The 21552-nt window shown below is 73.6% G+C and carries 19 protein-coding genes and 6 tRNA genes; 7 read left to right on the plus strand and 18 right to left on the minus strand.

Annotated features, from left to right (window positions below; translation table 11 throughout):
- Positions 1 to 29: 29 nt before the first annotated feature.
- Genes ACUYMY_RS07920 through ACUYMY_RS07930 form a run of 3 tightly spaced genes read left to right on the plus strand, consistent with a single transcriptional unit; the run spans position 30 to position 3050 of the window.
- A complete protein-coding gene (locus ACUYMY_RS07920) occupies positions 30 to 731 on the plus strand; it encodes an energy-coupling factor transporter transmembrane component T (protein ID WP_481705002.1) in 702 nt (233 codons plus the stop codon).
- Positions 728 to 2383: an ABC transporter ATP-binding protein gene (locus ACUYMY_RS07925; protein WP_481703050.1), complete on the plus strand. Its 1656-nt coding sequence runs from the start codon at positions 728 to 730 to the stop codon at positions 2381 to 2383. The genes ACUYMY_RS07920 and ACUYMY_RS07925 overlap by 4 nt, the downstream gene beginning before the upstream one ends.
- A 52-nt stretch (positions 2384 to 2435) precedes the next feature.
- On the plus strand, positions 2436 to 3050 hold the full coding sequence (locus ACUYMY_RS07930; protein ID WP_481703051.1) for a hypothetical protein: 615 nt from the start codon (positions 2436 to 2438) through the stop codon (positions 3048 to 3050).
- Between the two features lie 17 nt (positions 3051 to 3067).
- Here ACUYMY_RS07930 and ACUYMY_RS07935 read toward each other — a convergent pair whose 3' ends face one another.
- The 9 genes from ACUYMY_RS07935 to ACUYMY_RS07975 all read right to left on the minus strand — a co-directional run bounded on the left by ACUYMY_RS07935 (position 3068) and on the right by ACUYMY_RS07975 (position 13243).
- Positions 3068 to 5257: a 3-hydroxyacyl-CoA dehydrogenase NAD-binding domain-containing protein gene (locus tag ACUYMY_RS07935; protein WP_481703052.1), complete on the minus strand. Its 2190-nt coding sequence runs from the start codon at positions 5255 to 5257 to the stop codon at positions 3068 to 3070.
- Positions 5254 to 6489: a thiolase family protein gene (locus ACUYMY_RS07940; RefSeq protein ID WP_481703053.1), complete on the minus strand. Its 1236-nt coding sequence runs from the start codon at positions 6487 to 6489 to the stop codon at positions 5254 to 5256. Before ACUYMY_RS07940 ends, ACUYMY_RS07935 begins: the two co-directional genes overlap by 4 nt.
- 117 nt (positions 6490 to 6606) lie before the next feature.
- Positions 6607 to 7962 (minus strand): HRDC domain-containing protein, encoded by a 1356-nt coding sequence (locus ACUYMY_RS07945; RefSeq protein WP_481703054.1) that lies wholly within the window; start codon positions 7960 to 7962, stop codon positions 6607 to 6609.
- Positions 7963 to 7974: 12 nt separating this feature from the next.
- Positions 7975 to 8568, minus strand: coding sequence for a DUF3000 domain-containing protein (locus ACUYMY_RS07950; protein ID WP_481703055.1), 594 nt, complete (start codon positions 8566 to 8568; stop codon positions 7975 to 7977).
- A gap of 71 nt (positions 8569 to 8639) precedes the next feature.
- Positions 8640 to 9710, minus strand: a complete 1071-nt coding sequence (locus tag ACUYMY_RS07955) for a threonine aldolase family protein (RefSeq protein ID WP_481705003.1) — start codon at positions 9708 to 9710, stop codon at positions 8640 to 8642.
- 98 nt (positions 9711 to 9808) lie between these two features.
- Positions 9809 to 10645, minus strand: coding sequence for an SDR family NAD(P)-dependent oxidoreductase (locus tag ACUYMY_RS07960; protein ID WP_481703056.1), 837 nt, complete (start codon positions 10643 to 10645; stop codon positions 9809 to 9811).
- Entirely contained in the window at positions 10642 to 12078 is a 1437-nt protein-coding gene (locus ACUYMY_RS07965; RefSeq protein ID WP_481705004.1) for a DUF6421 family protein, read from the minus strand. Before ACUYMY_RS07965 ends, ACUYMY_RS07960 begins: the two co-directional genes overlap by 4 nt.
- A gap of 218 nt (positions 12079 to 12296) precedes the next feature.
- A complete protein-coding gene (gene msrB, locus ACUYMY_RS07970) occupies positions 12297 to 12737 on the minus strand; it encodes a peptide-methionine (R)-S-oxide reductase MsrB (protein ID WP_481703057.1) in 441 nt (146 codons plus the stop codon).
- Between the two features lie 14 nt (positions 12738 to 12751).
- Positions 12752 to 13243, minus strand: a complete 492-nt coding sequence (locus tag ACUYMY_RS07975; protein WP_481703058.1) for a hypothetical protein — start codon at positions 13241 to 13243, stop codon at positions 12752 to 12754.
- Positions 13244 to 13348: 105 nt separating this feature from the next.
- On the opposite strand from ACUYMY_RS07975, the gene ACUYMY_RS07980 reads away from it, so the two are divergent.
- Positions 13349 to 14623: an alpha/beta hydrolase family protein gene (locus ACUYMY_RS07980; RefSeq protein ID WP_481703059.1), complete on the plus strand. Its 1275-nt coding sequence runs from the start codon at positions 13349 to 13351 to the stop codon at positions 14621 to 14623.
- A 25-nt stretch (positions 14624 to 14648) separates the two neighbouring features.
- Here the strand turns inward: ACUYMY_RS07980 and ybaK are convergent, their stop codons facing one another.
- The 3 genes from ybaK to ACUYMY_RS07995 form a co-directional block, all read right to left on the minus strand.
- Positions 14649 to 15155 carry a Cys-tRNA(Pro) deacylase gene (gene ybaK / locus ACUYMY_RS07985; protein ID WP_481703060.1) on the minus strand — a complete coding sequence of 169 codons (507 nt, stop codon included), beginning with the start codon at positions 15153 to 15155 and terminating at the stop codon, positions 14649 to 14651.
- 1 nt (position 15156) lies between these two features.
- On the minus strand, positions 15157 to 15630 hold the full coding sequence (locus ACUYMY_RS07990; protein ID WP_481703061.1) for a SufE family protein: 474 nt from the start codon (positions 15628 to 15630) through the stop codon (positions 15157 to 15159).
- A gap of 204 nt (positions 15631 to 15834) precedes the next feature.
- Entirely contained in the window at positions 15835 to 16749 is a 915-nt protein-coding gene (locus ACUYMY_RS07995; protein ID WP_481703062.1) for a sulfurtransferase, read from the minus strand.
- A gap of 189 nt (positions 16750 to 16938) precedes the next feature.
- On the opposite strand from ACUYMY_RS07995, the gene zapE reads away from it, so the two are divergent.
- Positions 16939 to 17976, plus strand: a complete 1038-nt coding sequence (gene zapE, locus ACUYMY_RS08000) for a cell division protein ZapE (protein ID WP_481703063.1) — start codon at positions 16939 to 16941, stop codon at positions 17974 to 17976.
- Between the two features lie 78 nt (positions 17977 to 18054).
- Here zapE and ACUYMY_RS08005 read toward each other — a convergent pair whose 3' ends face one another.
- From ACUYMY_RS08005 to ACUYMY_RS08030, 6 genes are all read right to left on the minus strand, one after another.
- Positions 18055 to 19308, minus strand: a complete 1254-nt coding sequence (locus ACUYMY_RS08005) for a benzoate/H(+) symporter BenE family transporter (protein ID WP_481703064.1) — start codon at positions 19306 to 19308, stop codon at positions 18055 to 18057.
- A gap of 269 nt (positions 19309 to 19577) precedes the next feature.
- A tRNA-Val gene (locus tag ACUYMY_RS08010) sits at positions 19578 to 19649 on the minus strand.
- Between the two features lie 47 nt (positions 19650 to 19696).
- A tRNA-Gly gene (locus tag ACUYMY_RS08015) sits at positions 19697 to 19769 on the minus strand.
- A 23-nt stretch (positions 19770 to 19792) separates the two neighbouring features.
- A tRNA-Val gene (locus ACUYMY_RS08020) sits at positions 19793 to 19864 on the minus strand.
- A 33-nt stretch (positions 19865 to 19897) separates the two neighbouring features.
- A tRNA-Cys gene (locus ACUYMY_RS08025) sits at positions 19898 to 19968 on the minus strand.
- A gap of 41 nt (positions 19969 to 20009) precedes the next feature.
- Positions 20010 to 20082 (minus strand) — tRNA-Gly (locus tag ACUYMY_RS08030).
- A 320-nt stretch (positions 20083 to 20402) separates the two neighbouring features.
- On the opposite strand from ACUYMY_RS08030, the gene ACUYMY_RS08035 reads away from it, so the two are divergent.
- Positions 20403 to 20474: transfer RNA gene (locus ACUYMY_RS08035), tRNA-Val, on the plus strand.
- A gap of 129 nt (positions 20475 to 20603) precedes the next feature.
- Positions 20604 to 21500: a cytochrome gene (locus ACUYMY_RS08040; protein ID WP_481703065.1), complete on the plus strand. Its 897-nt coding sequence runs from the start codon at positions 20604 to 20606 to the stop codon at positions 21498 to 21500.
- Positions 21501 to 21552: the final 52 nt, after the last annotated feature.

Genomic DNA, 21552 nt, shown 5'->3' on the forward strand with positions numbered 1-21552 from the left:
CCGGGCTCGCCCTCGCCGGCACCGCGTGCCTGGCGTGCCTCGCCTGGGCGCACTGGGCCGTGTGGCTCGGCGCTCTCGCCGCGGCCGTCGCGGCGGCGGTGCGGGCCGGCACCGCCCGGGGGGTCGCCGCCGCCGGAGCGGCCGTCGTCGTGCCCTTCGCGCTGTGGGCGCTCGCGATCCACGGCCTGTTCTTCCCCGAGGGGCGCACGGTGCTGGCCGAGCTCGGCCCGGCCCGGGTGACCGCCGAGGGGCTGGCCTACGCGGGGGCCTTCGTCCTGCGCACCGCCGCCCTCGCCGCCGTCATGCTCGCCTTCTCGCTGTGGGCCGACGTCGGCCTGCTCCGCGCCGCGCTCGTCCGGCGCGGCGTCCCGCCGCAGCTCGGCTACGTCCTGGCTGCCTCGCTCGGGCTAGCGGCGACGGTCACGGACAGGCTCCGCCGCATCCGTGAAGCCCAGGAGGCGCGCGGGCTCGTGGTCCGGCGCAGCCCGGGCGGCCGGCTCCTCGCGGCGCGGCTCCAGGCGCTTCCCCTCGTGCTGGCCCTCGTGGACGAGGCGGGGGAGCGAGCGGTCGCGCTCGAGGCGCGCGGGCAGTCCCTCCCGGGGCCGCGCACGGCCTACCTCCCCGAGCCCGACTCGCGCAGCCAGCGGGCCCTGCGCTGGTCCCTCGCCGTGGCCGCCGCAGCGATCCTGGCCTCCATCGTCGTGCCAGCCCTCGCGGGGGCGGCCCGGTGAGCGCGCATCCTCCGGCCGGCGCGGGTGCCGCGGCGCGGCCCGCGCTCTCGGCCCGCATCCGGCGCTTCGCGTACGACGACGGCGGGCCGGCCGTGCTGCGCGAGGTGGGGCTAGCGCTGCGGCCGGGGACGCTCACGGCGGTCCTCGGGGCCTCGGGCAGCGGGACCTCGACGCTCGCGAAGGTCCTCGCCGGGTGGGCGGTGGCCGGAGGGCACGGCCGGCTCGAGGGGACGCTCGAGCTCGCGGCAGGAGACGCCCAGGCCGGGGCCTCGGGCGCGGCTGTCGCGCTGTCCTTCACGGGCGGTCCCGACGACCCTCGGCTCCGGCTCGGGGCGTGGGGAGGGCATGTGGCCTACGTCCCCCAGCGCGCGGCCGACCTGCTCACGGGGGCGGCGGCGACCGTAGGGGAGGAGCTCGCGTTCTCCCTCGAGCAGCGCGGCACCCCGCGCCTGGAGATGCTTGCGCGCGTCGCAGGCGCGGCGGCCGAGGTGGGGCTCTCCGGCCTCCTCGGGCGGAGCCCGCAGCACCTCTCCGGCGGCGAGCAGCGCCGGCTCGCGATCGCCTGCGCCCTCGTGGACCGCCCGGCCGTCCTGCTCCTCGACGACCCCGAGGCGTCCCTCGACGCCGCCGGGGCCGCCGCCCTCGCCGCGATCGTGGACCGCGCCGTGGCGGGGGGCACCGCCGTCGCCGTCTTCGGCGCGTGCGCGGGGGCGCTCGCGCGGCGGGCCGGGCACGTGCTCGTGCTGGGGGATCGGACGGCGCTCGCCTCGGGGCCGCCCCGCGAGGTCCTCGGCTCCCGCACCTTCGAGGGGTCGGGCGTCCTGCCCCGGGATCCTGCGGAGGGTGACCCCGTGGACCGCGGGCCCACCTCCGACGAGGCCATCCGCCACGGCAAACGCCGCCCGTCGGCGGCCGGCGGTCCCGTCGCCGAGCTCGACACGGTGCGCTGTGCCTACCCAGACCGCGCGGCCCGACGTCCCGGCCGCCGCCTGCGGAGGCTGGGGGCGGAGGCCCGGCCCGCCGGCCGGCCGGTGCTCGACGGCGCCTCCCTGGCCGTCCTTCCGGGGGAGGTCGTGGCCCTCACGGGCCCAAACGGGGCGGGGAAGTCGACGGCCCTGCGGACCCTCGCCGGGCTCCTGCGCCCCGAGGCCGGCACCGTGAGGATCGCCGGCAGGGACATCGCCGGCCGTCCGGCGGGCGCCGTCGCCGAGCACGTCGGCACCCTGTTCCAGGACCCGCGGGACCAGCTCTTCGCGCGCACGGCCCACGCCGAGGTCGAGTTCGGCCTCGGCCGGCTCGGGCTCGGCCGCGACGCCGCCCGGTCCCGCGCGCTCGAGGCCCTCGACGCCGTCGGCCTCGGGGACGCGGCCCACGCGCACCCGTACGAGCTCTCCGGGGCTCAGCAGCGCCTGCTCGCGCTCGCGACGGTCCTCGCCCGCCGGCCCCGCGTCCTGCTCCTCGACGAGCCCACAGTCGGGCTCGACCGTCCGGGCCTGCTGCTGCTCGAGGCGGCGGTGGCCTCCTCGGCCGAGGCGGGGGCCGCCGTCGTCCTGACGACCCACGGGCTGCCCTGGGCCCACCGGATCGCCCACCGCGTGCTGGCCCTCGACGCGGGCCGCTTCACACGCGTGGACGCTGGGCCGATCCGGTAGGGTCAGTCGCTGTGGCACCGGCGATGTGAGCCCGGTGCCTGGAGGGGGGATCGTGCAGGCGGCGTGGGAACGCTGGGAGGGCTTCTGGGTTGCCGGGGAGCGGCGCGGCGCCGTGCTGCGTGCCTTCGACGGCGAGGTCCTCGTCACGCGCGTCGGGTTCGAGGACGGCTCCGGCTCGCCGTTCGGCAGCGAGTCGCTCATCCGGCTCAGCGAGCGCGGCGACACGTGGCACGCCTTCCGCTACCGGCAGGAGCCGGGCGGCCTGCGCTCGGGCGCGCGGCGCGAGGAGGCCGGGCTCGGCGTCGACACCCTGCCCGCGGCCGGGGAGCACCTCCTCGTCGCGCGGCTCGCCGCCTCGGACCGGCCGCGGGCCGCCTACCGCCGGGTCGACGAGGCCTGCCCCGAGGAGGCGCCGGCCCCGGCCGAGGTGCGCCGCGGCGGCACCGAGACCGTCGAGCTCCCCAACGGACGCAGCCTCGCCGCAGAGCGCCTCGACGTCGTGGCGGGCGGGATGCGGACGGCCTCGCACTGGGTGCACGACGGCGGGCTGGTCCGGAGCGCGTGGGCCGGCGCCCTGAGCTTCCCCCTTTCCGGCGAGGCCGAGGCCCTCGCCGGGCTGGCCCCGGCCCTCGCGCAGTTCCTCCGCGAGGGTTTCGGAGGGGACTGAGCCTTTGCCTCTGGCCCTCAGGACCCAGAGTGGAACGGGCGGCCGTTGACCCGGGTGGAGGCGCCCACGCGGTCCAGGTAGGGCGTGATGCCGCCGAGGTGCAGGGGCCAGCCGGCGCCGAGGATCATGCACAGGTCCACGTCCTCGGGGCCAGCCACGACGCCCTCGGCCAGGATCAGGCCGATCTCCTCCGCGAGCGCGTCCTGGCAGCGGGCCAGGACCTGCTCCGGCGTCGATGGCGCGTCGCCGACCTTCAGCAGCGCGAGCGTCGAGGCTGGGACCTCCCGCCCGCCGTCGGGCGTCGGGGCCCACAGCCCCGGCACGCCCGCGTCGATGAGCGCCTGCTGGTTCGCCGAGACGTGGAAGCGGTCCCCGAAGGCGGCGTGGAGCGACTCCGCGACGTGCTGCGCGACCGGCAGGCCGACGAGGGCCGCGAGCTCGAACGGCGTCATGGGCAGGCCCAGCGGCCTGAGGGCGCCGTCCGCGACCTCGGCCGGGGTGCCCTCGTCGAACGCGGCCATGACCTCGCCCATGAGGCGGAGCAGGACGCGGTTGACGACGAACGCGGTGGCGTCCTTGACCAGCACGGCGGTCTTCCTGAGCCCCTTCGCAAGCGCGAACGCGGTCGCGAGCACGGCGTCGTCCGTCTCGGGCGCCCGGACGATCTCGAGCAGCGGCATGACGGCGACCGGGTTGAAGAAGTGGAAGCCGACGACGCGCTCGGGGTGGGCCAGCTCCTCCGCCATGGCCGTGACCGAGAGCGAGGACGTGTTGGTCGCGAGGATGCACTCGGGCTTGACCACCGCTTCGACCTCGGCAAGCACCTGCTTCTTGACGGAGAGCTCCTCGAAGACGGCCTCGATGACGAAGTCCGCGTCGGCGAACTCGGCCTTGGAGACCGTGCCCCTGACGAGGGCCTTGGTCCTGTTGGCCGCGTCGGGGGTGATGCGGCCCTTCTCGAGGAGCCTGTCGACCTCCCCGTGGACGTATGCGACGCCCCTGTCGACCCGGACCTTGTCGATGTCCGTCATGACGACGGGCACCGCGAGCTGGCGCGCGAAGAGCAGCGCGAGCTGGCTCGCCATGAGCCCCGCCCCGACGATCCCGACCTTCGCCACGGGCCGGGCGAGCGCCGGGTCCGGGGCGCCGGCGGGGCGCTTTCCGCGCTTCTGGACGAGGTCGAGGAACGCGTAGACCGTATCGCGGAACTGGGGGGACTGCATGAGCTCGGTCAGCGCGGCGACCTCGAGCTCTGCGGACTCCCTCTGCGTCGCCGTGGAGCCTGCCTCGAAGACGTCGAGGAGCCTGCTTGGGGCGGGTGCGGCGTCGCCGACCTTGGCGGCGACGAGGGCGCGGGCGGCGGCAGCGGCGGCGGCCCAGCGCTGCGCTGCGGCGGGATCCGCCGCGGGATCGACGGCGTTCGGGCGCTCGACGGCGGTGTCCCCGGCGAGGACTGACGCCGCCCACGCGAGCGAGCGCTCGAGGAAGTCGGCCGGCTCGAAGAGCGCATCGGCGATGCCGAGCCGGAAGGCCTGCGCGCCGTCGATCGTGCGGTTGTTGTTGAGCGGGTTCTCGATCATGACCGTCAGGCCCGCCTCGGGGCCGATGAGGTGCGGGAGCCGCCACACGCCGCCCCAGCCCGGGATAAGACCCAGGAAAGCTTCGGGCAGGCCGATCCCCTGCGCCCCGGTGGAGACGGTCCGGTAGGTGCAGGCGAGGGCGATCTCGAGCCCGCCGCCGAGGGCCACGCCGTTGATGAACGCGAACGTCGGGACGCCCAAGTCCGCGAGGAGGTCGTATGCAGCGTGGCCGAGCCGGGCCATCTGGGCCCCGTGGACCGGGTCGCGGAGGGTCTTGACCGTGGACAGGTCGGCCCCCGCCACGAGGAAGTGCGGCTTGCCCGTGACGGCAACGGCCTGGATCTCGCCTGCTGCCGCCCGCGCCTGCAGGCCCTCGAGGGTGCGGCCGAGCTCCACGAGGGTGTTCGGGCCGAGGGTGGTGGGCTTCGTGTGGTCGAGGCCGTTGTCGAGCGTGATGAGGGCGATCGTCACCGCGCCGCCGTTGCGTCCCCCCGTCCCGGGCAGGACGACGTCGGTGACGAGCGAGTGGGTGACGATCTCGTCCGGGACCTGGGCGGCGAGCCCGGCGAAGGCGTCGAAGCGGGAGGCGGCCGGCGAGGCGGGGATGGACTCGGATGCGGTGGTCATTCACTCGCCCTTCCGGTAGAGGGGTGCTGGTAGTCGGGGTGGTTCGGGTTCTCCCAGATGACGGTCCCGCCCATGCCGAGGCCGATGCACATCGTGGTCAGGCCGTAGCGGACCGTGGGGTCCTCGGCGAACTGGCGCGCCAGCTGGGTCATGAGGCGCACGCCCGAGGAGGCGAGGGGGTGGCCGACGGCGATGGCCCCGCCGTAGCGGTTGACGCGGGGGTCGTCGTCCGCGATCCCGTAGTGGTCGAGGAAGCTCAGGACCTGCACCGCGAACGCCTCGTTGATCTCGAAGAGGCCGATGTCCGAGATGCCCAGCCCGGCTCTGGACAGCGCCTTCTCCGTGGCCGGGATCGGCCCGATGCCCATGACCTCCGGCTCCACGCCGGCGAACGCGAAGGAGACGAGCCGCATGCGTGGGGCGAGCCCGAGCTCCTCGGCGGCCTCGGCCGAGGCGAGGAGGCACGCCGTCGCGCCGTCGTTGAGGCCCGCGGCGTTGCCCGCGGTCACCCGGCCGTGCGGGCGAAACGGCGTTCGCAGGGACGCGAGGTCTGCGAGAGTCGTGCCCGGGCGCGGGGGCTCGTCCACCGTGGCGAGGCCGAAGCCCTCGTCGGGGCGGCGCGTCGCGACGGGAACGAGATCCGCCTGGATCCGGCCGCCTTCGTATGCGGCGGCGAGCTTGGCCTGGGACGCGACGGCGTACGCGTCTGCGCGCTCCCTCGTGATCGCCGGGAAGCGGTCGTGCAGGTTCTCGGCCGTGTTCCCCATGGTCAGGGCCGTGGCGTCCACGAGGCGCTCCGACAGGAAGCGCGGGTTCGGATCGGCGCCCGCCCCCATGGGGTGGCTGCCCATGTGCTCGACGCCTCCGGCGATCACGACGTCGTAGGCGCCGACGCCGATCCCGCTCGCCGTCGTCGTGACGGCGGTCATCGCGCCGGCGCACATGCGGTCGACGGCGAATCCGGGCACCGTACGGGGCAGGCCCGCGAGGAGCGCGGCGGTGCGCCCGATCGTGAGGCCCTGGTCGCCGGTCTGGGTCGTGGCCGCGATCGAGACCTCGTCGACGCGTTCCGCCGGGAGGGTGGGGTTCCGGCGCAGCAGTTCGCGGATGGTCTTCACCACGAGGTCGTCTGCCCGGGTGCCGTGGTAGATGCCGGTCTCGCCGGCCTTGCCGAAGGGGGTGCGGACGCCGTCGACGAAGACGACGTCACGGAGGTGCCTGCTCGAGGCCATGCGCATGCTCCTTGGGTCGGTTGGGGCGGCTGGCCGCCCCCGCCCATGTTACTCAGCAGTAACTTCGCCTGGCAATGCCTTGCGTGCAGGCCGTCATCCGGGCCTACGAGTCGGGATTCATCGGTCCGCGGAGGACCCCTTCGCCCTGGCGGGGAGCGGCTCCGGGTCCGCGAGCGCGGCCAGCAGGTCGGGGAGCACCTGGGCGATCTGCCATTCGCGGGCCCCGAGGCCGCGCAGCGCCTCGGCGAGCGAGTCGGCGTCGAGCGTCTCCGGCGGCCGCCACGCGATCCGGCGCAGGTGGTCCGGCGTGAGCACGTTCTCCGTCGGCATGCCGAGCCGCTCCGCGATCTCAGCGATCCGCGCACGGGCGGTCTTGAGCCGTGCGGCGGCCTCCGGGTCGCGGTCCTCCCACACGCGCGGCGGAGGGGGAGCGGTGCTCGGGAGGTGCAGGGGAGGGAGCTCGTCGAGCTGGCGCGCGGTGGCGATCGCCCGCAGCCACCGCGGCGCCTCGCGCTGCGCGGCGCGCCCATGGAAGCCCTTCGTGCTGAGCAGCTGCGGGACCGTGCTCGGCATGGCGCGGGCGACGGCGACGAGCGCCGAGTCGGGGATGAGCTTGCCCGGGGCGATGTCCCGCTTCTCGGCGAGGGAGTCGCGCTCGAGCCAGAGCTCGCGCACCGCGGCGAGCTGGCGCCGGTCGCGGATCTGGTGGACGCCCGAGGTGCGCCGCCAGGGGTCGGGCTTGGGCTCGGGGAGGCCGGCCGCGAGGATCGCGGCGAACTCCTGCTCGGCGAATGCGAGCTTGCCCTGCTCGGCGAGCAGTTCGACGAGCTCCTCGCGCAGCTCGACGAGCACCTCGACGTCGAGCGCGGCGTAGCGCAGCCACGGCTCGGGGAGCGGCCGCGTGGACCAGTCCGCCGCGGAGTGCTCCTTCGCGAGCCCGAAGCCGAGCATGTGCTCGACCACGGCGGCGAGGCCCACCCGCGGGAGCCCGGCGAGGCGGGCAGCGAGCTCGGTGTCGAAGAGCCGGTCGGGCCACATGCCGAGCTCGGCGAGGCACGGGAGGTCCTGGGTCGAGGCGTGCAGGATCCACTCGACCCCGCGCAGGGCCTCCTGGATGATCCTGAGGTCGGTGAAGGGCTCGGGGTCGATGAGCCATGTGCCCGAGCCCTCGCGCCGGATCTGGACGAGGAAGGCCCGCTGGCCGTACCGGAAGCCCGAGGCGCGCTCGGCGTCGACGCCCGCCGGCCCGGTGCCCGCGGCGATCGCGGCCGCTGCGCGCTCGAGGCCCTCCTGGGTCGAGATGACGAGGGGCACGCCGTCGCGGGGGGCATCGAGGCCGATCACGGCCGGAACGGGGACCTCGAAGCCGTCGACGGTGATGTGGGTCTTCTGCTGGTCCTCGGTGGGGGGCGCGGCCCCGCGGGGCCCGTCCTCCGATCCCGGCGCTGCTGCGTCCTGTGGCTGTGCGGTCATGATCGGGCCAGTTTACCGCCGGGGCGGTGCTGGCCTCGGGCGGCGCCGGCGCGGGAGGGCCGCGACCCCGTCGGGCAGGGGAGGGATCCCGGCGAAGGTGCACACCATCTCGCACCACGCCTCGAGGTGCTCGCGCAGCGCCGGGCCGGTGGGCGTCCACGAGGCGCGGAGCTCGATGTCGATCGTGTCGCTGCGGCCCTCGAGCGTCCCGAAGCCCTCCGAGAGGACGCGGGTCGCGGTGCCTCCGGCGGCGGTGTACGCCGCGCCGTGCTGCTCGAGCGCCTCGACGAGCCAGGTCCATGCCACCGATCCGAGGAGGGCGTCGTTGCCCATCTCCGGCTCGAGCTGCGCGCGGATGTAGGTCACGATCCGGAAGGTCCCCTCCCACACCGCCGGGGGCTGGGGATCGTGCAGGAGGATGAAGCGTCCCGTTGCCAGCTCGCCCGCCTCGTCGTCGGGCACCTCCGCCTCGAGCGCCACCGCGTACGGGGCCAGGCGCGCGGGGGCGGGGATCTCCTGGAGCGTGAGCTCCGGCCTGCTCGCAGCGCTGCGGAGGGAGCGGAGGGCGCTCGAGAAATCCGCAGGCAGGTGTGCTAGTGCGGTCACATCTCCAGACTACGCTTGGGGCCCCGGCGGCCAGAGAAGGCACGCCGGGGCCCGCTCAGGCCGTCAAGCAGCTAGCGCGCGAGTTCCTCGCGCAGGGCGGCTGCAAACGCGTCCACATCCTCTTCCGTCGTGTCGAACGAGCACATCCAGCGCACCTCGCGGCGGCCCGGGTCCCAGTCGTAGAACCGGAACCGCTCGCGCAGCCGGTCCGCGACGCCCTCCGGCAGGACGGCGAAGACGCCGTTGGACTCGGTCGGCTGGGTGGGCTCGACCCCGTCGATCCCCTCGACGGCGGCCCGCAGCCGCGCAGCCATCGCGTTCGCGTGCCCCGCCGAGCGCAGCCAGAGGCCGTCCTCGAGCAGGGCGAGGAACTGGGCCGAGACGAAGCGCATCTTCGAGGCGAGCTGCATGTTCATCTTGCGCAGGTAGGTCAGGCCCCGTGCGGCGTCCGGGTTGAGTGCGACGACGCACTCGCCGAACAGCATGCCGTTCTTCGTCCCGCCGAAGGTCAGGACGTCGACGCCGGCGTCCGACGTGAACTCGCGCACGGGCACGCCCAGGCCCGCCGCCGCGTTCGCGAGCCTGGCCCCGTCCATGTGAACCCTCATGCCGAGCGAGTGGGCGTGGTCCGCGATGGCCCGGACCTCCTCGATGCTGTACCGCGTCCCCAGCTCGGTGGTCTGGGTGATGGACACGGCGAGTGGCTGGGCGCGGTGCTCGTCCCCCCAGCCCCAGGCCTCGCGGTCGATCAGCTCGGGCGTGAGCTTCCCGTCCGCGGTCGGGACGGCGAGGAGCTTCATCCCGCCGACGCGCTCCGGCGCGCCGTTCTCGTCGACGTTGATGTGCGCGGTCGTCGCGCACACGACCGCGCCCCAGCGCGGCAGGAGGGACTGGAGCGACAGGACGTTGGCGCCCGTCCCGTTGAACACCGGGAAGGCCTCGGCACTGTCGCCGAAGAGGCCGCGCATGGCCTCCTGGAGCCGCCTCGTGTAGGAGTCCTCGCCGTAGGCGGTCTGGTGCCCGCCGTTCGCCACGGCGAGGGCCGCGAGGACCTCGGGGTGGGCGCCCGAGTAGTTGTCCGAGGCGAAGCCGCGCACTGACGCATCGTGCAGCGGCCACCCCGCCGGCACGTGGGCACCCACGGGGGGAGCAGTGGACGCGGTCCGGTGAGGGGACGAGGAGGCGGCAGGGGGCACGGTCACGGTCACAGTATTGCCTAGGGGTTCTGGAGACACGGGTCTCATGCGGTCAGGTCGAAGCGCGCGCCGTTGATCCCGGCGGCATCCTCGGAGAAGAGGGCCACGGTCCGCGCGGCCAGGTCGTCGACGTGGGTGTAGCCCTCGAAGCGGCGCTCCGGATGCTCCGCGCGCATCCCCTCGTCGAGCAGGGCCTTGACGGCGAGCACGACGGCGGCGCTCGCCTGGGGCCGCGGCGCCTCCGCGCGCTCGGACTGGTCGGTGGCCAGGCCCCTGGCCATGGCGCGGACCCAGGCCTCGGCCGCCGCCTTGGCCGCCGCGTAGTTCGCGTAGCCTGCCCGCGGGCGGTCGACGAGCGTCGAGGACACGATGACGAACCGGCCCCGCGGCGAGCCGGCGATGTCGTCGTAGAAGGCCCGGCTCGTGTTCCGCAGCGTCGCGATCGACGTCTTGGACAGGGCCTCCCAGTCCTCGTCAGACTGGTCGGCGAGCGTCTTGCCGCCGCGCCACCCGCCCACGAGGTGGACGACGCCGTCGACCGCGCCGAACGTCTCGCGCAGCTCCGCCGCGAGGGAGCGGACCGCCGTGAAGTCGGTGAGGTCGCACGCGCGCTGGGGGACCCCGCCGTCGTCCATGGTGCCGGTTCGCGCCAGCGCGGGCACGGCAGACGCGCCCGCGAGCGGGTTCTCGCCGAGCGTCCCAGGCTCCCCGAACGCCGCGGGCTCGCCGAACGCCTTGGCGAGCCGGCCGGCGTCGCTGCCGACGGCGACCGGGATGGCGCCCGCGGCGCGCAGGGCGTGGACCATCGCCACGCCCGAGGCCGAGGTCGCGCCGGCCACGACCACGACGGCCCCGTCGGCCCCCCTCGTGACGGCGTTCACGCGGCGGCGCCCTGCGTGGACGTCCTGAGGGCCGACGCCCCCTGCGCGGGCGCGAGCGCCGTCTCGCCCGTGATGCCTGCCGTGGACCCGATGACTGCGCGCATCTTCTTCTCCAGTGCCTCGAAGAACATCGACAGCGGGAACTCGTCGTCCAGCACCGTGTCCGTGATCTCGCGCGGCGTGCCGGTCAGCGGCAGGGCGTCGGGGCCCTTGGCCCACACGGAGGCGGGGTGCGGGGTCACGGTCGAGGAGACGAGCCCGTACGCTGCGAGCCAGTGTGCCACCTTCGGCCTGTCGATGGAACGCCAGTACAGCTCGTCGATCGCGTCGCCCAGGGCGCTCACGACGCCGGGCACCTCGTCCCAGTCGATCGAGAGCTTCGTGTCGGTCCAGTGCAGGACGCGGTGCTGGTGCATCCACGCGAAGAGCAGCTGGCCGCCGAGGCCGTCGTAGTTGCGCACGCGGGTGCCGCTGATCGCGAAGCGGAAGATCCGGTCGAAGACCACGGCATACTGGACGAGCCTCGCATGCCGGCGGGCCTCGGGGGCTGCGTGCTCGTCGCGCTCGATCCTGACGCTCTCCCGGAAGGCGGTGAGGTCGCAGCGCAGCTCCTCGAGCGAGTAGAGGAAGAACGGCATGCGCTGCTTGATCATGAACGGGTCGAAGGGCAGGTCGCCGCGCATGTGGGTGCGGTCGTGGATGAGGTCCCACATGACGAAGGTCTCCTCGGTCAGCCGCTGGTCCGCGATGAGCTCGGCGGCGTCCGCGGGCAGGTCGAGGTTCGTGACCTTGGCCGCGGCGTCGAGCACGCGGCGGAAGCGCGCGGCCTCCCGGTCGGCGAAGATCGCGCCCCACGTGAAGTGCGGGACCTCGCGCATCGCGACGGTCTCCGGGAAGAGCACCGCCGAGTTCGTGTCGTAGCCCGGGGTGAAGTCGAGGAAGCGGATCGGCACGAAGAGCCTGTTGCTGTAGTCCCCGGCCTCGAGCTCGGCCACGAACTCGGGCCAGATGACCTCGACGAGCACGGCCTCGACGAGTCGGTCCGCGCTGCCGTTCTGGGTGTACATGGGGAAGACCACGAGATGGGCGAGGCCGTCCACGCGGTCCAGCTGCGGCTGGAAGGCGACGAGCGAGTCGAGGAAGTCCGGCACCCCGAAGCCGGCCTCGGCCCAGGCCGTGAAGTCGGCCACGAGCAGGTGGAGGTACTCGGCGTCGTGCGGGAAGCGCGGGGCGAGCGCCTCGATGCCGGCGGTGATCGCCGCGGCCAGCCGGGCCGCCTCGCCGCGGTCGGCGCCCTCCGCGAGGGAGCCGTCGTGCGCCTGCAGGGAGCGCAGGGCCACGGCCGCGGCCTTGAGCGAGAGCCAGGCTGGGTCGTGCTGGACGGGGAGCTCCGGGTTCGAGGCGGTCGGGGTCGCGACGGCGGTGGCGGACATCATGTTCTCGCTTCCTGATCGTGGCGTCCGCTGGGGCGGAGCCGGCGTGGTTTCGCTGCTGAGCCGAGCGTAGCGAGAGGGCATCATGACTTCTCCTCGGGAGAGGTATAGATCAGAAAGTCTGTTGCTCAGGAGCGGAGAAGAGGGCGGCGGAGCAGTGCGCGCTGATCCTCAGCGCGCTGCCGCTCTGCCGCCCCCTGCCCAGGCTGGGCTGCGGCTCAGCCCTCGTCGGGGACGAGGGTCAGCGAGACGGAGTTGATGCAGTACCGCTGGTCGGTGGGCGTGGGGTAGCCCTCGCCCTCGAAGACGTGGCCGAGGTGCGAGTCGCACGTCGCGCAGCGGACCTCGATGCGGTCCATCCCGAGCGTGCGGTCGTGCAGGTAGACGACGGCGTCCTCGGCGAGCGGAGCCCAGAAGGACGGCCAGCCGCAGTGCGAGTCGAACTTCTCCCGGCTCGTGAACAGCTCGGCGCCGCACGCCCGGCACCGGTAGCTGCCCTTCGTGTGCGTGTCCCAGTACTCGCCCGTGTAGGCCCGCTCGGTGCCGGCCTGCCGCAGGACGCGGTACTCGTCGGGGCTCAGCTGGGCGCGCCACTCCTCGTCGGACTTGCGGACGGTGGGGCGGGGCGCCGGGTGGCCGCCCGTCGTGGTGTTCTCCATGTCTGTCCCAACGATCAGGAGTCGCCGATGAATCCCGTGCCCGCGTAGAGGTGCAGCACGGGGATGCCGAGCCTGCGCTGGGCCTGGTTGGCCCAATCCGTGTGGAACGTGTCCTCGACCGCGTGCGGGAGGGTCACGACGACGGCCTGCTCCGCGCCCGATCCCGTGACGCGGTCCGCGAGGGCCTGCACCGGGTCCCCGTCGACGACGGCGCCGGAGACGCTGTCGCCGAGCCCCTCGAGGGCGGCGAGCGAGGTCGCCAGCGCCGTCTCGGCGACGAGGTGGGCCTCCTCGGGGCTCGGGCCCTTGTCCGTGAGCCCGTCGACGGCCTTGCCGAACTCGAGCATCGAGAGGTGGTCGAGGAAGTCGACGATCAGGCGCCGCTTGCGGCCCGCGGGCACGAGCACTTCGAGCGGGGCAGTCGCGGCCTCGAGGAGCCCCTGGATGGACTTGCGCTCGCTCGGTCCGAGGGCGACTTCGGTCAGGATCAGGATCGGCGCGCTCATGCACTCAGACTAGCCTCCGGCGCACGGCAGCGGCAGGCCGCGACGCCGTCCCCACCCGCCCGGCGCCCTGCGCGCCGGCCGGAGATTCCTTGCCACAATGGGGGCATGGCCACCCGAGCACCGCGCGCGAAACCGCACCCGACAGGCCCGGCGGGCCTCCCGCCGTCGTCCGCGGAGCCGCTCCCGCTCAGTGTGTGGGCGCTCGGCGGCGCGGGCGCTGCGCTCGTCCTCGCCTCGGGCATGGGGGCCCTGAGCTCTGGGCTCGCCACCTACTTCGCGCGGCGCATCGTCATGCCGGACCGCGTCAAAGAGGAGAATCAGGAGATCCTCGCGGTCCAGGGCACGGGGGCCGAGCGGCGGGTGATCCTGCGCGCGACCCCCGAGACCCTGGTCGACGGCGAGTACAGCCTCTTCTTCCACGCGGGCGCGGGCCACGTCCGGCTCGGCCCCATCGAGGACTCGGCGCCCGGCGACATGACCGTGACCCGGCCAGTCCTGGCCGAGTACTCGGGGGACCTAACGACCGCGGTGCGGGCCCGTTGGAGCGGCGTCGTGTACAGCAGCCCCCGGGATGCGGGCCTCGAGTTCGAGGAGGTCGTCCTGCCGCTCGACGTCGGGCCCGGGCCCGCGTGGCTCGTCCCGGCCGAGGACCCCTCCTCCACCTGGGCGATCATGGTGCACGGCCGCGGGGCCTCGCGGCTGGAGGGGCTGCGTGGCCTGCCCACCGCGCACTCGCTGGGCCTGACGAGCCTCGTCATCTCGTACCGCAACGACGGCGAGGCGCCCTCGGCCCCCGACCGCCGCTACGGGCTCGGGATGACGGAGTGGCGCGACGTCGAGGTGGCGATCCAGTACGCACTCGACCACGGCGCGAAGGACGTGGTCCTCTTCGGCTGGTCCATGGGCGGGGCGATCAGCCTCCGGGCCGCGGACTTCTCGACCCTGCGCCAGTACATCCGGGCCCTCGTCCTCGATGCCCCCGTGGTGGACTGGGTCAACGTGCTCGCGCACCAGGCGCGCGTGAACCGGATCCCCTCGCGGGTCGGCACGTTCGGGCAGATCCTCCTTGGCCACCCGTGGGGCCGCTGGCTCACGGGCCTCGCCGCGCCCCTGGACTTCAAGGCCATGGACTGGGTCACGCGCGCCGTCGAGCTGCGCACGCCCACCCTCATCCTGCACAGCATCGACGACGAGTTCGTGCCGATCGGGCCCTCGCTCGAGCTCGCGAAGCGGAACCCCGAGATGGTCACGCTCACGACCTTCCGCAGGGCCCGGCACACGAAGGAGTGGAACTACGACCGCGAGCGGTGGGAGGCCACGGTGTCCTCGTGGCTGGCCGGGCAGCTCGCGCCGCGGCAGGCGGCGGGCGGCGTCGTATGACGCCGGGAACCCGCAGGAGGCGGGGTCAGTCGGCCCGGATCCGGGCGACCACCGCGTCCGTGAGCCGGACGAGGTCCGCTGGCGCCAGCTCGATGTCGAACCCCCGCCGCCCACCCGAGACCAGGACGGTCCCGTGCGCGAGCGCCGAGTCATCGAGGGCCGTGGGGGAGGGCTGGCGCTGGCCCAGAGGGGAGATCCCGCCCACGACGTAGCCCGTGCGCCGCTCTGCCGCCGCGGGGTCCGCCATGGACGCCTTCTTGCCGCCGAACGCCGCGGCCGTCGCCTTGAGGTCGAGGCTCCCGGTCACGGGCACGACGGCGACGCACAGCCGGCTGCCGTGTCCCGCTGCCACCTCCACCAAGAGCGTCTTGAAGACGCTGGCCGGGTCGACGCCGAGCGCCTCGGCGGCCTCGAGCCCATAGCTCTGGGCTGCCGGGTCGTGCTCGTAGGCGCGGGCCGTGTACGCTACCCCGGCCGCGTCGAGCGCGGTCGTCGCAGGGGTGCCCGGCCCGCCGCGGCCCTTCCGGGCCACGTCAGGAGCCCAGGTGGCACTCGCCGGAGACCTTGCGCTTGATGCGCGCGAGCATGGCCGCCATGCCGCGCATCCGCAGCGGCGTGACGGCCCGGGTCAGGCCGAGCTCCTCGGGCATGTCGTCCGGGACCGCGAGGATCTCCGCCGCCGTGAGCCCGTCGAGGCCCTCGTGCAGGACGGAGGCGAACCCGCGCGTCGTCGGCGCCTCGGCGGGGGCCGAGAAGAACAGCCGCACGACCGGGCCCGAGCCGGTCGGCGCCCCGGCGGGGGCGGGCTCCGTCTCGATCGCGATGAAGAGGGGAGACTGGCACTCGACGACCTGCTCGAGCATCTCCGGGTGGTTCTGGAGCCGCTCCGGCAGCTCGGGCAGCGCCTGCGAGAACTCGAGCAGCAGCTGGAGCCGCTCGCGCTCGGTCACGGCCTGGAAGTCATCGACGATCTCCGCCAGCGCGGAGGGCAAGGTGTTCGTGCTCATCACCTTCCAGCGTACGCGCAAGGGCCCGCCGGCCGGCGTGTGTTCGCCGTCGGCGGGGCCTTGTGTGACGCCCCATTGCGCGGACGACGGCGGCCGGTCACCTCCGCGAGAAGGTGACCGGCCGCCGTCGTACGCGATGTCCTCAGCTGAGAGGCCACGTCGCCCTGTCCGCCACCCTGGTCCGGGAGACGTGAGTGCCGCGCCTCAGCTGAGAGGCCAGGTGCCTCGCTCTTCACCCTTCACAATCGGAACCCGCACCGCATTGCCCCACTCGGTCCACGAGCCGTCGTAGTTCCGCACGGCCTCGAAGCCGAGGAGGTACTTGAGCGCGAACCACGTGTGGCTCGAGCGCTCGCCGATGCGGCAGTAGGCGACGACCTCGTCGCCGGGGGTCAGGCCTGCCTCGCCGAGGTAGAGGTCCTCGAGCTCCTGGCGCGACTTGTACGTGCCGTCCTCGGCGGCCGCGCGGGCCCACGGGATGGAGGCCGCCGTCGGGATGTGGCCGCCGCGGAGTGCGCCCTCCTCGGGGTAGGCGGGCATGTGCGTGCGCTTGCCCGTGTACTCGTCGGGGGAGCGGACGTCGATGAGCGGCTTGCCGAGGTGCGCGAGCACGTCGTCCTTGAATGCGCGGATCGGCGCGTCGTTGCGCTCGACGACGGGGTACTCGGTGCGCTCGGGCGAGGGCACCTCGGTCGTGAGCTCGCGGCCCTCGGCGATCCACTTGTCGCGGCCGCCGTCGAGCAGGCGGACGTCCTCGTGGCCGAAGAGCGTGAAGACCCAGAGGGCGTACGCGGCCCACCAGTTGGACTTGTCGCCGTAGATCACGACGGTGGTGTCCCGCGAGATGCCCTTCCTGGAGAGCAGCTCGGCGAAGCCCTTGCCGTCCACGTAGTCGCGCGCGACCTCGTCGTTCAGGTCGGTGTGCCAGTCGATCTTGACGGCCCCGGGGATGTGGCCGGTCTCGTACAGGAGCACATCCTCATCCGACTCGACGACGGCGAGGCCGCCAGAGCCCACCGCGCCGGCGGCGATCTGCTCGGCGAGCCACTCGGTGGAGACGAGGCGCTCGGGGTGGGCGTAGGCGGCGAACTTCTCGCTGCCGTCGACGGGGTAGCTCATGGTGTGCCTTTCGCTCGGCTGAGCCAGGGCGCGCGGGCTCCCGCCCGCGCTCCTGAGTGGTCGGCACCAGAGTAGCCACCGCGGGGCGCCCGTGGGACCGGCTACCCGTGGTGCTTGTCACGCGGCGCAATATCCGCTAGGGGATATCCTTGTCTTTGGCCCGAAGACCCCACACACCGGACGGAATCCTTGGCGACTGTCGCACACCTGACCACCCGCACGCCCAGAGTCTCCGTCGACGAGCTGCTCGCGGGCTTCCATCCATCCCCGCGCTTCGGCACGGTCTCCTTCGAGAGCTACCGCCCGGACCCCGCCCAGCCCTCCCAAGCCGCCGCCGTGCGGGCGCTCCAGCACTTCGGCACGACGGTGGGGGCGAAGAAGAGCGGCGGGCTCTTCTCGAAGCTCTTCGGCCCGAAGGACGCATCGCGCGCCGGCATCTACCTCGACGGCGGCTTCGGCGTCGGCAAGACCCACCTCCTCGCCTCGCTGTGGCACTCGGTCTCAGGCCCCAAGGCGTTCGGAACCTTCGTCGAGTACACGAACCTCGTGGGCGCCCTGTCCTTCCGCAAGACGGTCGAGGCGCTCAGCGGCTATGCCCTCGTTTGCATCGACGAGTTCGAGCTCGACGACCCGGGCGACACGGTCCTCATGTCCCGCCTCATGCGCGAGCTTGCCGACGCCGGCGTGAAGCTCGCGGCGACGTCCAACACGCTCCCCGGGGCCCTCGGCGAGGGCCGCTTCGCCGCCGTCGACTTCCAGCGCGAGATCCAGGTGCTCGCCGACCAGTTCGACGTCGTGCGAATCGACGGCGAGGACTACCGGCACCGCGGCCTGCCCGCCGCGCCCCCGCCGGTCGCACCCCACGAGCTCGACGCCCGGATGAAGGCGGAGTTCGACGGCGGGGTCGTCGCCGTCGACGACTTCTCCGACCTCATGAAGCACCTCGCCGGCGTCCACCCGAGCCGGTACCGCCAGCTCATCGACGGAATCGACGGCATCGTGTGGCGCGACGTCCACACCATCGAGGAGCAGTCCGTCGCCCTGCGCTTCGTCGTGCTCGCCGACAGGCTCTACGACAAGGACGTGCCGATCCTGGCCTCGGGCGTGCCGTTCGACCAGCTGTTCACGCCGGACATGATGGCCGGCGGCTTCATGAAGAAGTACTTCCGGGCCGTCTCCCGGCTGACCGCGCTCGCGCGGGAGGGCCAGACGCACGAGCCGTCCTAGCGCTGGCCGCCCCAGACAGTGGACGCGCAGCCCGCGCCGCGCAGCTCGTATCACGAGCGGCGCCCAGGCTCCGTGTCCTCAGCGCCTCCAGCGCAGGACGGCCCGGACGGCCAGGCCGCCGGCGAGGGCCCAGAAGGCCGCGCCGATCCCCGCGACTGACAGGCCCGAGGCGGCCAGCACGAACGTGACGGCGGCGCCGCCTCGCTCGCGCTCGTCCGCGAGGGCCGCCGTGATCGAGGACGCGAGCGTCGCCAGGAGGGCCAGGCCGGCGACGGTCTCGAGCACGCCTCCGGGGCCAGCGGCCACGAGGGCGCCGAGCGCCGCCGAGCCGGCCGCGAGCCCGAGGTACACCGCACCCGAGGTGAACGCGGCGACCCAGCGGCGCGAGCGGTCCGGCCCCGCCTCCTCGCCCGCGGCGAGCGCGGCGCTGATTGCCGCGAGGTTGACCGCGTGCCCGCCGAAGGGCGCCGCGGCCGCCGTTGCCGCCCCCGTGGCGAGCAGGGACGTGCGCCAGGGGGCTTGGTAGCCGAACGAGGCGAGCACCGCCGCGCCGGGGACGTTCTGCGAGGCCATTGTGACGATGTACAGCGGCAGCGCGATGCCGATGGCGGAGCCCAGCGTGAGCGTCGGGGCCGTCACCTCGAGGGAGGGCACGAGCCGCGCGGGGTCCGGCGCCCCGCCGCCCGCGGCGACGGACACGCCGATGGCGGCGATCGCCGCGACGAGGGCCGCCGGGACGGCCCAGCGGGGCGCGAAGCGCGTCGCCGCGAGCCACACCGCCACGACGGGGCCGACGACGAGTGGGCTCGCCACGAGCGCCTCGAACGGGGCCGTGCACAGCGGGACGAGGATGCCGGCGAGCATCGCCTGGGCGATGGGGCCTGGGATGCGGGCCACGAGAGTTCCGAGCGCCGGCACCGCGCCGCTGATCGCGAGCAGCAGCCCCGCAACGAGGAACGCCCCGACGGCGGCCGGCCACCCGCCGTCGGCCGCCCCCGACGAGGCGAGCAGCGCCGCCCCCGGGGTGGACCATGCGAGGGTGATGGGCCGGCGGAAGCGCAGGGCCAGGGCGATCGAGGCGAGCCCGACGGCGGCGCTGAGCGCCATGAGCCCCGAGGATGCCTGGGCAGGGGTGGCGCCGGCGGCCTGGAGCCCCGCGAGGACGACCGCGAACGACGAGCTGTAGCCCACGACCGCCGTGACGACCCCCGCGGTCACCGGTGGGGCGAGGCTGCCGGGGCCGGAGGGAGCCGGGGCGGCTGTGGGGGAGGCTGCCTGGGGGGAAGCGGGCAGGTCAGGATCGCGCTCGGGCGAGCGGTCGGAGGTGGGCACGTTCGGAGTCTAGGCCCAGACGCAGAAGGTGCCGGTCCCGCCTCGCGGCGGTACCGGCACCCAGCAACAGACGTCAGGGAGGCGTCAGCCTCTCACGGCGGCTCCCTCCGGAGACCGGGGTGCTCCGTCGATATGGGCTTCAGCCTTGCCCTTGATGTCGTTGGGTAAGGACACGGCCACCTCCTTTCAGTCCGCGGGGCCAGATCGCCCCTCGTGACATCGATGGTAGCGCAGATGCGAAAAGGCGCCCCCGAGGGGGCGCCTTGCTGTGGGCGATACTGGGATCGAACCAGTGACCTCTTCCGTGTCAGGGAAGCGCGCTACCGCTGCGCCAATCGCCCCTGGTCCCGCCGGGAATCCGGAGGAACAGGCAGTTTAAGCGAAAGAGAGCGGACGACGAGACTCGAACTCGCGACATCCACCTTGGCAAGGTGGTGCTCTACCAACTGAGCTACGTCCGCATGGGGGAGCCTTGGCTCCTCCGTGGGCGATACTGGGATCGAACCAGTGACCTCTTCCGTGTCAGGGAAGCGCGCTACCGCTGCGCCAATCGCCCGTTGCTCCTGCAAGGGAGCCAGGGTGTCCACCGAGGTGGGGACGGGATTCGAACCCGCGTATACGGCTTTGCAGGCCGCTGCCTCGCCTCTCGGCCACCCCACCGTGTTGGCATCCGGGACGGATGCTTCCGACAGTGTCCTGCGAGCGGACGACGAGACTCGAACTCGCGACATCCACCTTGGCAAGGTGGTGCTCTACCAACTGAGCTACGTCCGCATGTTGTCTGCGCTCTGCTCGCGGCCGGCATTCCGTTTTGCCTCACGGGCTTTCCGGTCTGCTGTCCGCGGCGTTCGGCCGCGCTTCAACGAGTAAAGACTCTATAGGACCGCCCGGGTTTGCACAAATCGGCTCGGGGCGCGGCGCGCCCGCCCTGGCAGCACATTGGCGCGGGAGGGCTGGGGCTCTCTCGCGCGCGTGCGCGCGTTCTCTCTTCTCCCGGGTGGCCTGCCGCGTCGGCTCCTGCGGGATTTGGGTTCTCGGGTCCATGTGGGCTAGAGTCGTAGAGCGCCAAGGCCGAGAGGCCGGCATGGCGACGCGGGCGATTGGCGCAGTGGTAGCGCGCTTCGTTCACACCGAAGAGGTCACTGGTTCGAACCCAGTATCGCCCACCCGCTGGACCCCCGGACGTGCTCCGGGGGTCTTTCTGTTTGCATCGCCGTCCGTCGTCATCCGCCCCGTCCGCCTCGGCGTCGGGCGGGCGCAGGAGAATTGTCGGCCCGTCGTGAAAGGGTGGCCCCATGACAGCCCCGGAACTCGCGGTAGCCTCCCCAGACGGCTTCGGACGCATGTACCGGCGTTCGTTCCACGAGGAGCCCACCGTGCCCTCGATCACGACCGTTATCTCCCAGCAGCCCCTCGACCTCGATGGGTGGCGCAGCTACATGGCCGCGAAGCATGTCGCCGACCATCCGGACCTGCGGGCGGCGCTCGATCGCCCTGCGCAACTGCGCAGTCTCGTCCGCACCGCCGTGGACGCCTCGGAGGCGTACGCCCGCAGCGCGGCCGAGCGCGGCGACCGCGTCCACTCCTATGCCGAGCAGCTCGCGCTGCGGGCCCTCGGGAGGCCGCACACGCTGGCCGAGGCCCGGGAGTGCCTCCGCGAGCACGGCGAGGAGGCGTACGCCGCGAGCGTCGACGCGTGGTGGGAGTCCTTCAGCGTCGAGCCCCTCGCGGCCGAGCTGACCGTGTGGAACCACGAGCTCGGCTACGCGGGCACGCTCGACCTCGTCGCGCGGATCAACGGGCGCGTCTGCCTCATCGACTACAAGACCAAGGGGACCACTCGGGACGGGCGCGTCAAGCCCCTCGACGACAAGGTCGCCATGCAGCTCGTCGCCGGGATGAAGGCCGAGGAGAGCCTCGTCGACCCCGAGGCCGGCGTCTGGGAGCCGTGGGCCTACGGCGAGGATCCGCTCCTGATCGCCGTCGCCGTGGGGGAGACCGAGGCCGCTGCCGTGCGCGTCAATCCCGAGGTCCGCAGGAGCCGCTGGATCACGTTCTGCCAGCTCCGCCGGGTCTGGGCGGCCAGAGTCGAGGCCGCCGCTGCCGGCCGCGTGCTCCTGCCGCTCGCCCCGCCTCCCCCGGCGCCGCGGCGGCCCGAGGCCCTCGTCGGCCCGGCGCAGCCCGTGGCGTGATGGAACCCGCGGGATCTGGCGGAAGCGCATCGCCGTGGGCCCGGGGACGGCC

It is taken from the genome of Sinomonas sp. T428B, from assembly GCF_056780155.1.

What these genes read in the sequence shown, in the direction of transcription:
- ACUYMY_RS07990 (WP_481703061.1), bottom strand. Translation starts at nt 15,630, where the DNA reads ATGAGCACGAACACCTTGCCCTCCGCGCTGGCGGAGATCGTCGATGAC.
- ACUYMY_RS07975 (WP_481703058.1), bottom strand. Translation starts at nt 13,243, where the DNA reads ATGAGCGCGCCGATCCTGATCCTGACCGAAGTCGCCCTCGGACCGAGC.
- ACUYMY_RS07995 (WP_481703062.1), bottom strand. Translation starts at nt 16,749, where the DNA reads ATGAGCTACCCCGTCGACGGCAGCGAGAAGTTCGCCGCCTACGCCCAC.
- ACUYMY_RS07965 (WP_481705004.1), bottom strand. Translation starts at nt 12,078, where the DNA reads ATGTCCGCCACCGCCGTCGCGACCCCGACCGCCTCGAACCCGGAGCTC.
- ACUYMY_RS07945 (WP_481703054.1), bottom strand. Translation starts at nt 7,962, where the DNA reads ATGACCGCACAGCCACAGGACGCAGCAGCGCCGGGATCGGAGGACGGG.
- ACUYMY_RS07935 (WP_481703052.1), bottom strand. Translation starts at nt 5,257, where the DNA reads ATGACCACCGCATCCGAGTCCATCCCCGCCTCGCCGGCCGCCTCCCGC.
- ACUYMY_RS07980 (WP_481703059.1), top strand. Translation starts at nt 13,349, where the DNA reads ATGGCCACCCGAGCACCGCGCGCGAAACCGCACCCGACAGGCCCGGCG.
- msrB (WP_481703057.1), bottom strand. Translation starts at nt 12,737, where the DNA reads ATGGAGAACACCACGACGGGCGGCCACCCGGCGCCCCGCCCCACCGTC.
- ACUYMY_RS07940 (WP_481703053.1), bottom strand. Translation starts at nt 6,489, where the DNA reads ATGGCCTCGAGCAGGCACCTCCGTGACGTCGTCTTCGTCGACGGCGTC.
- ACUYMY_RS08040 (WP_481703065.1), top strand. Translation starts at nt 20,604, where the DNA reads ATGACAGCCCCGGAACTCGCGGTAGCCTCCCCAGACGGCTTCGGACGC.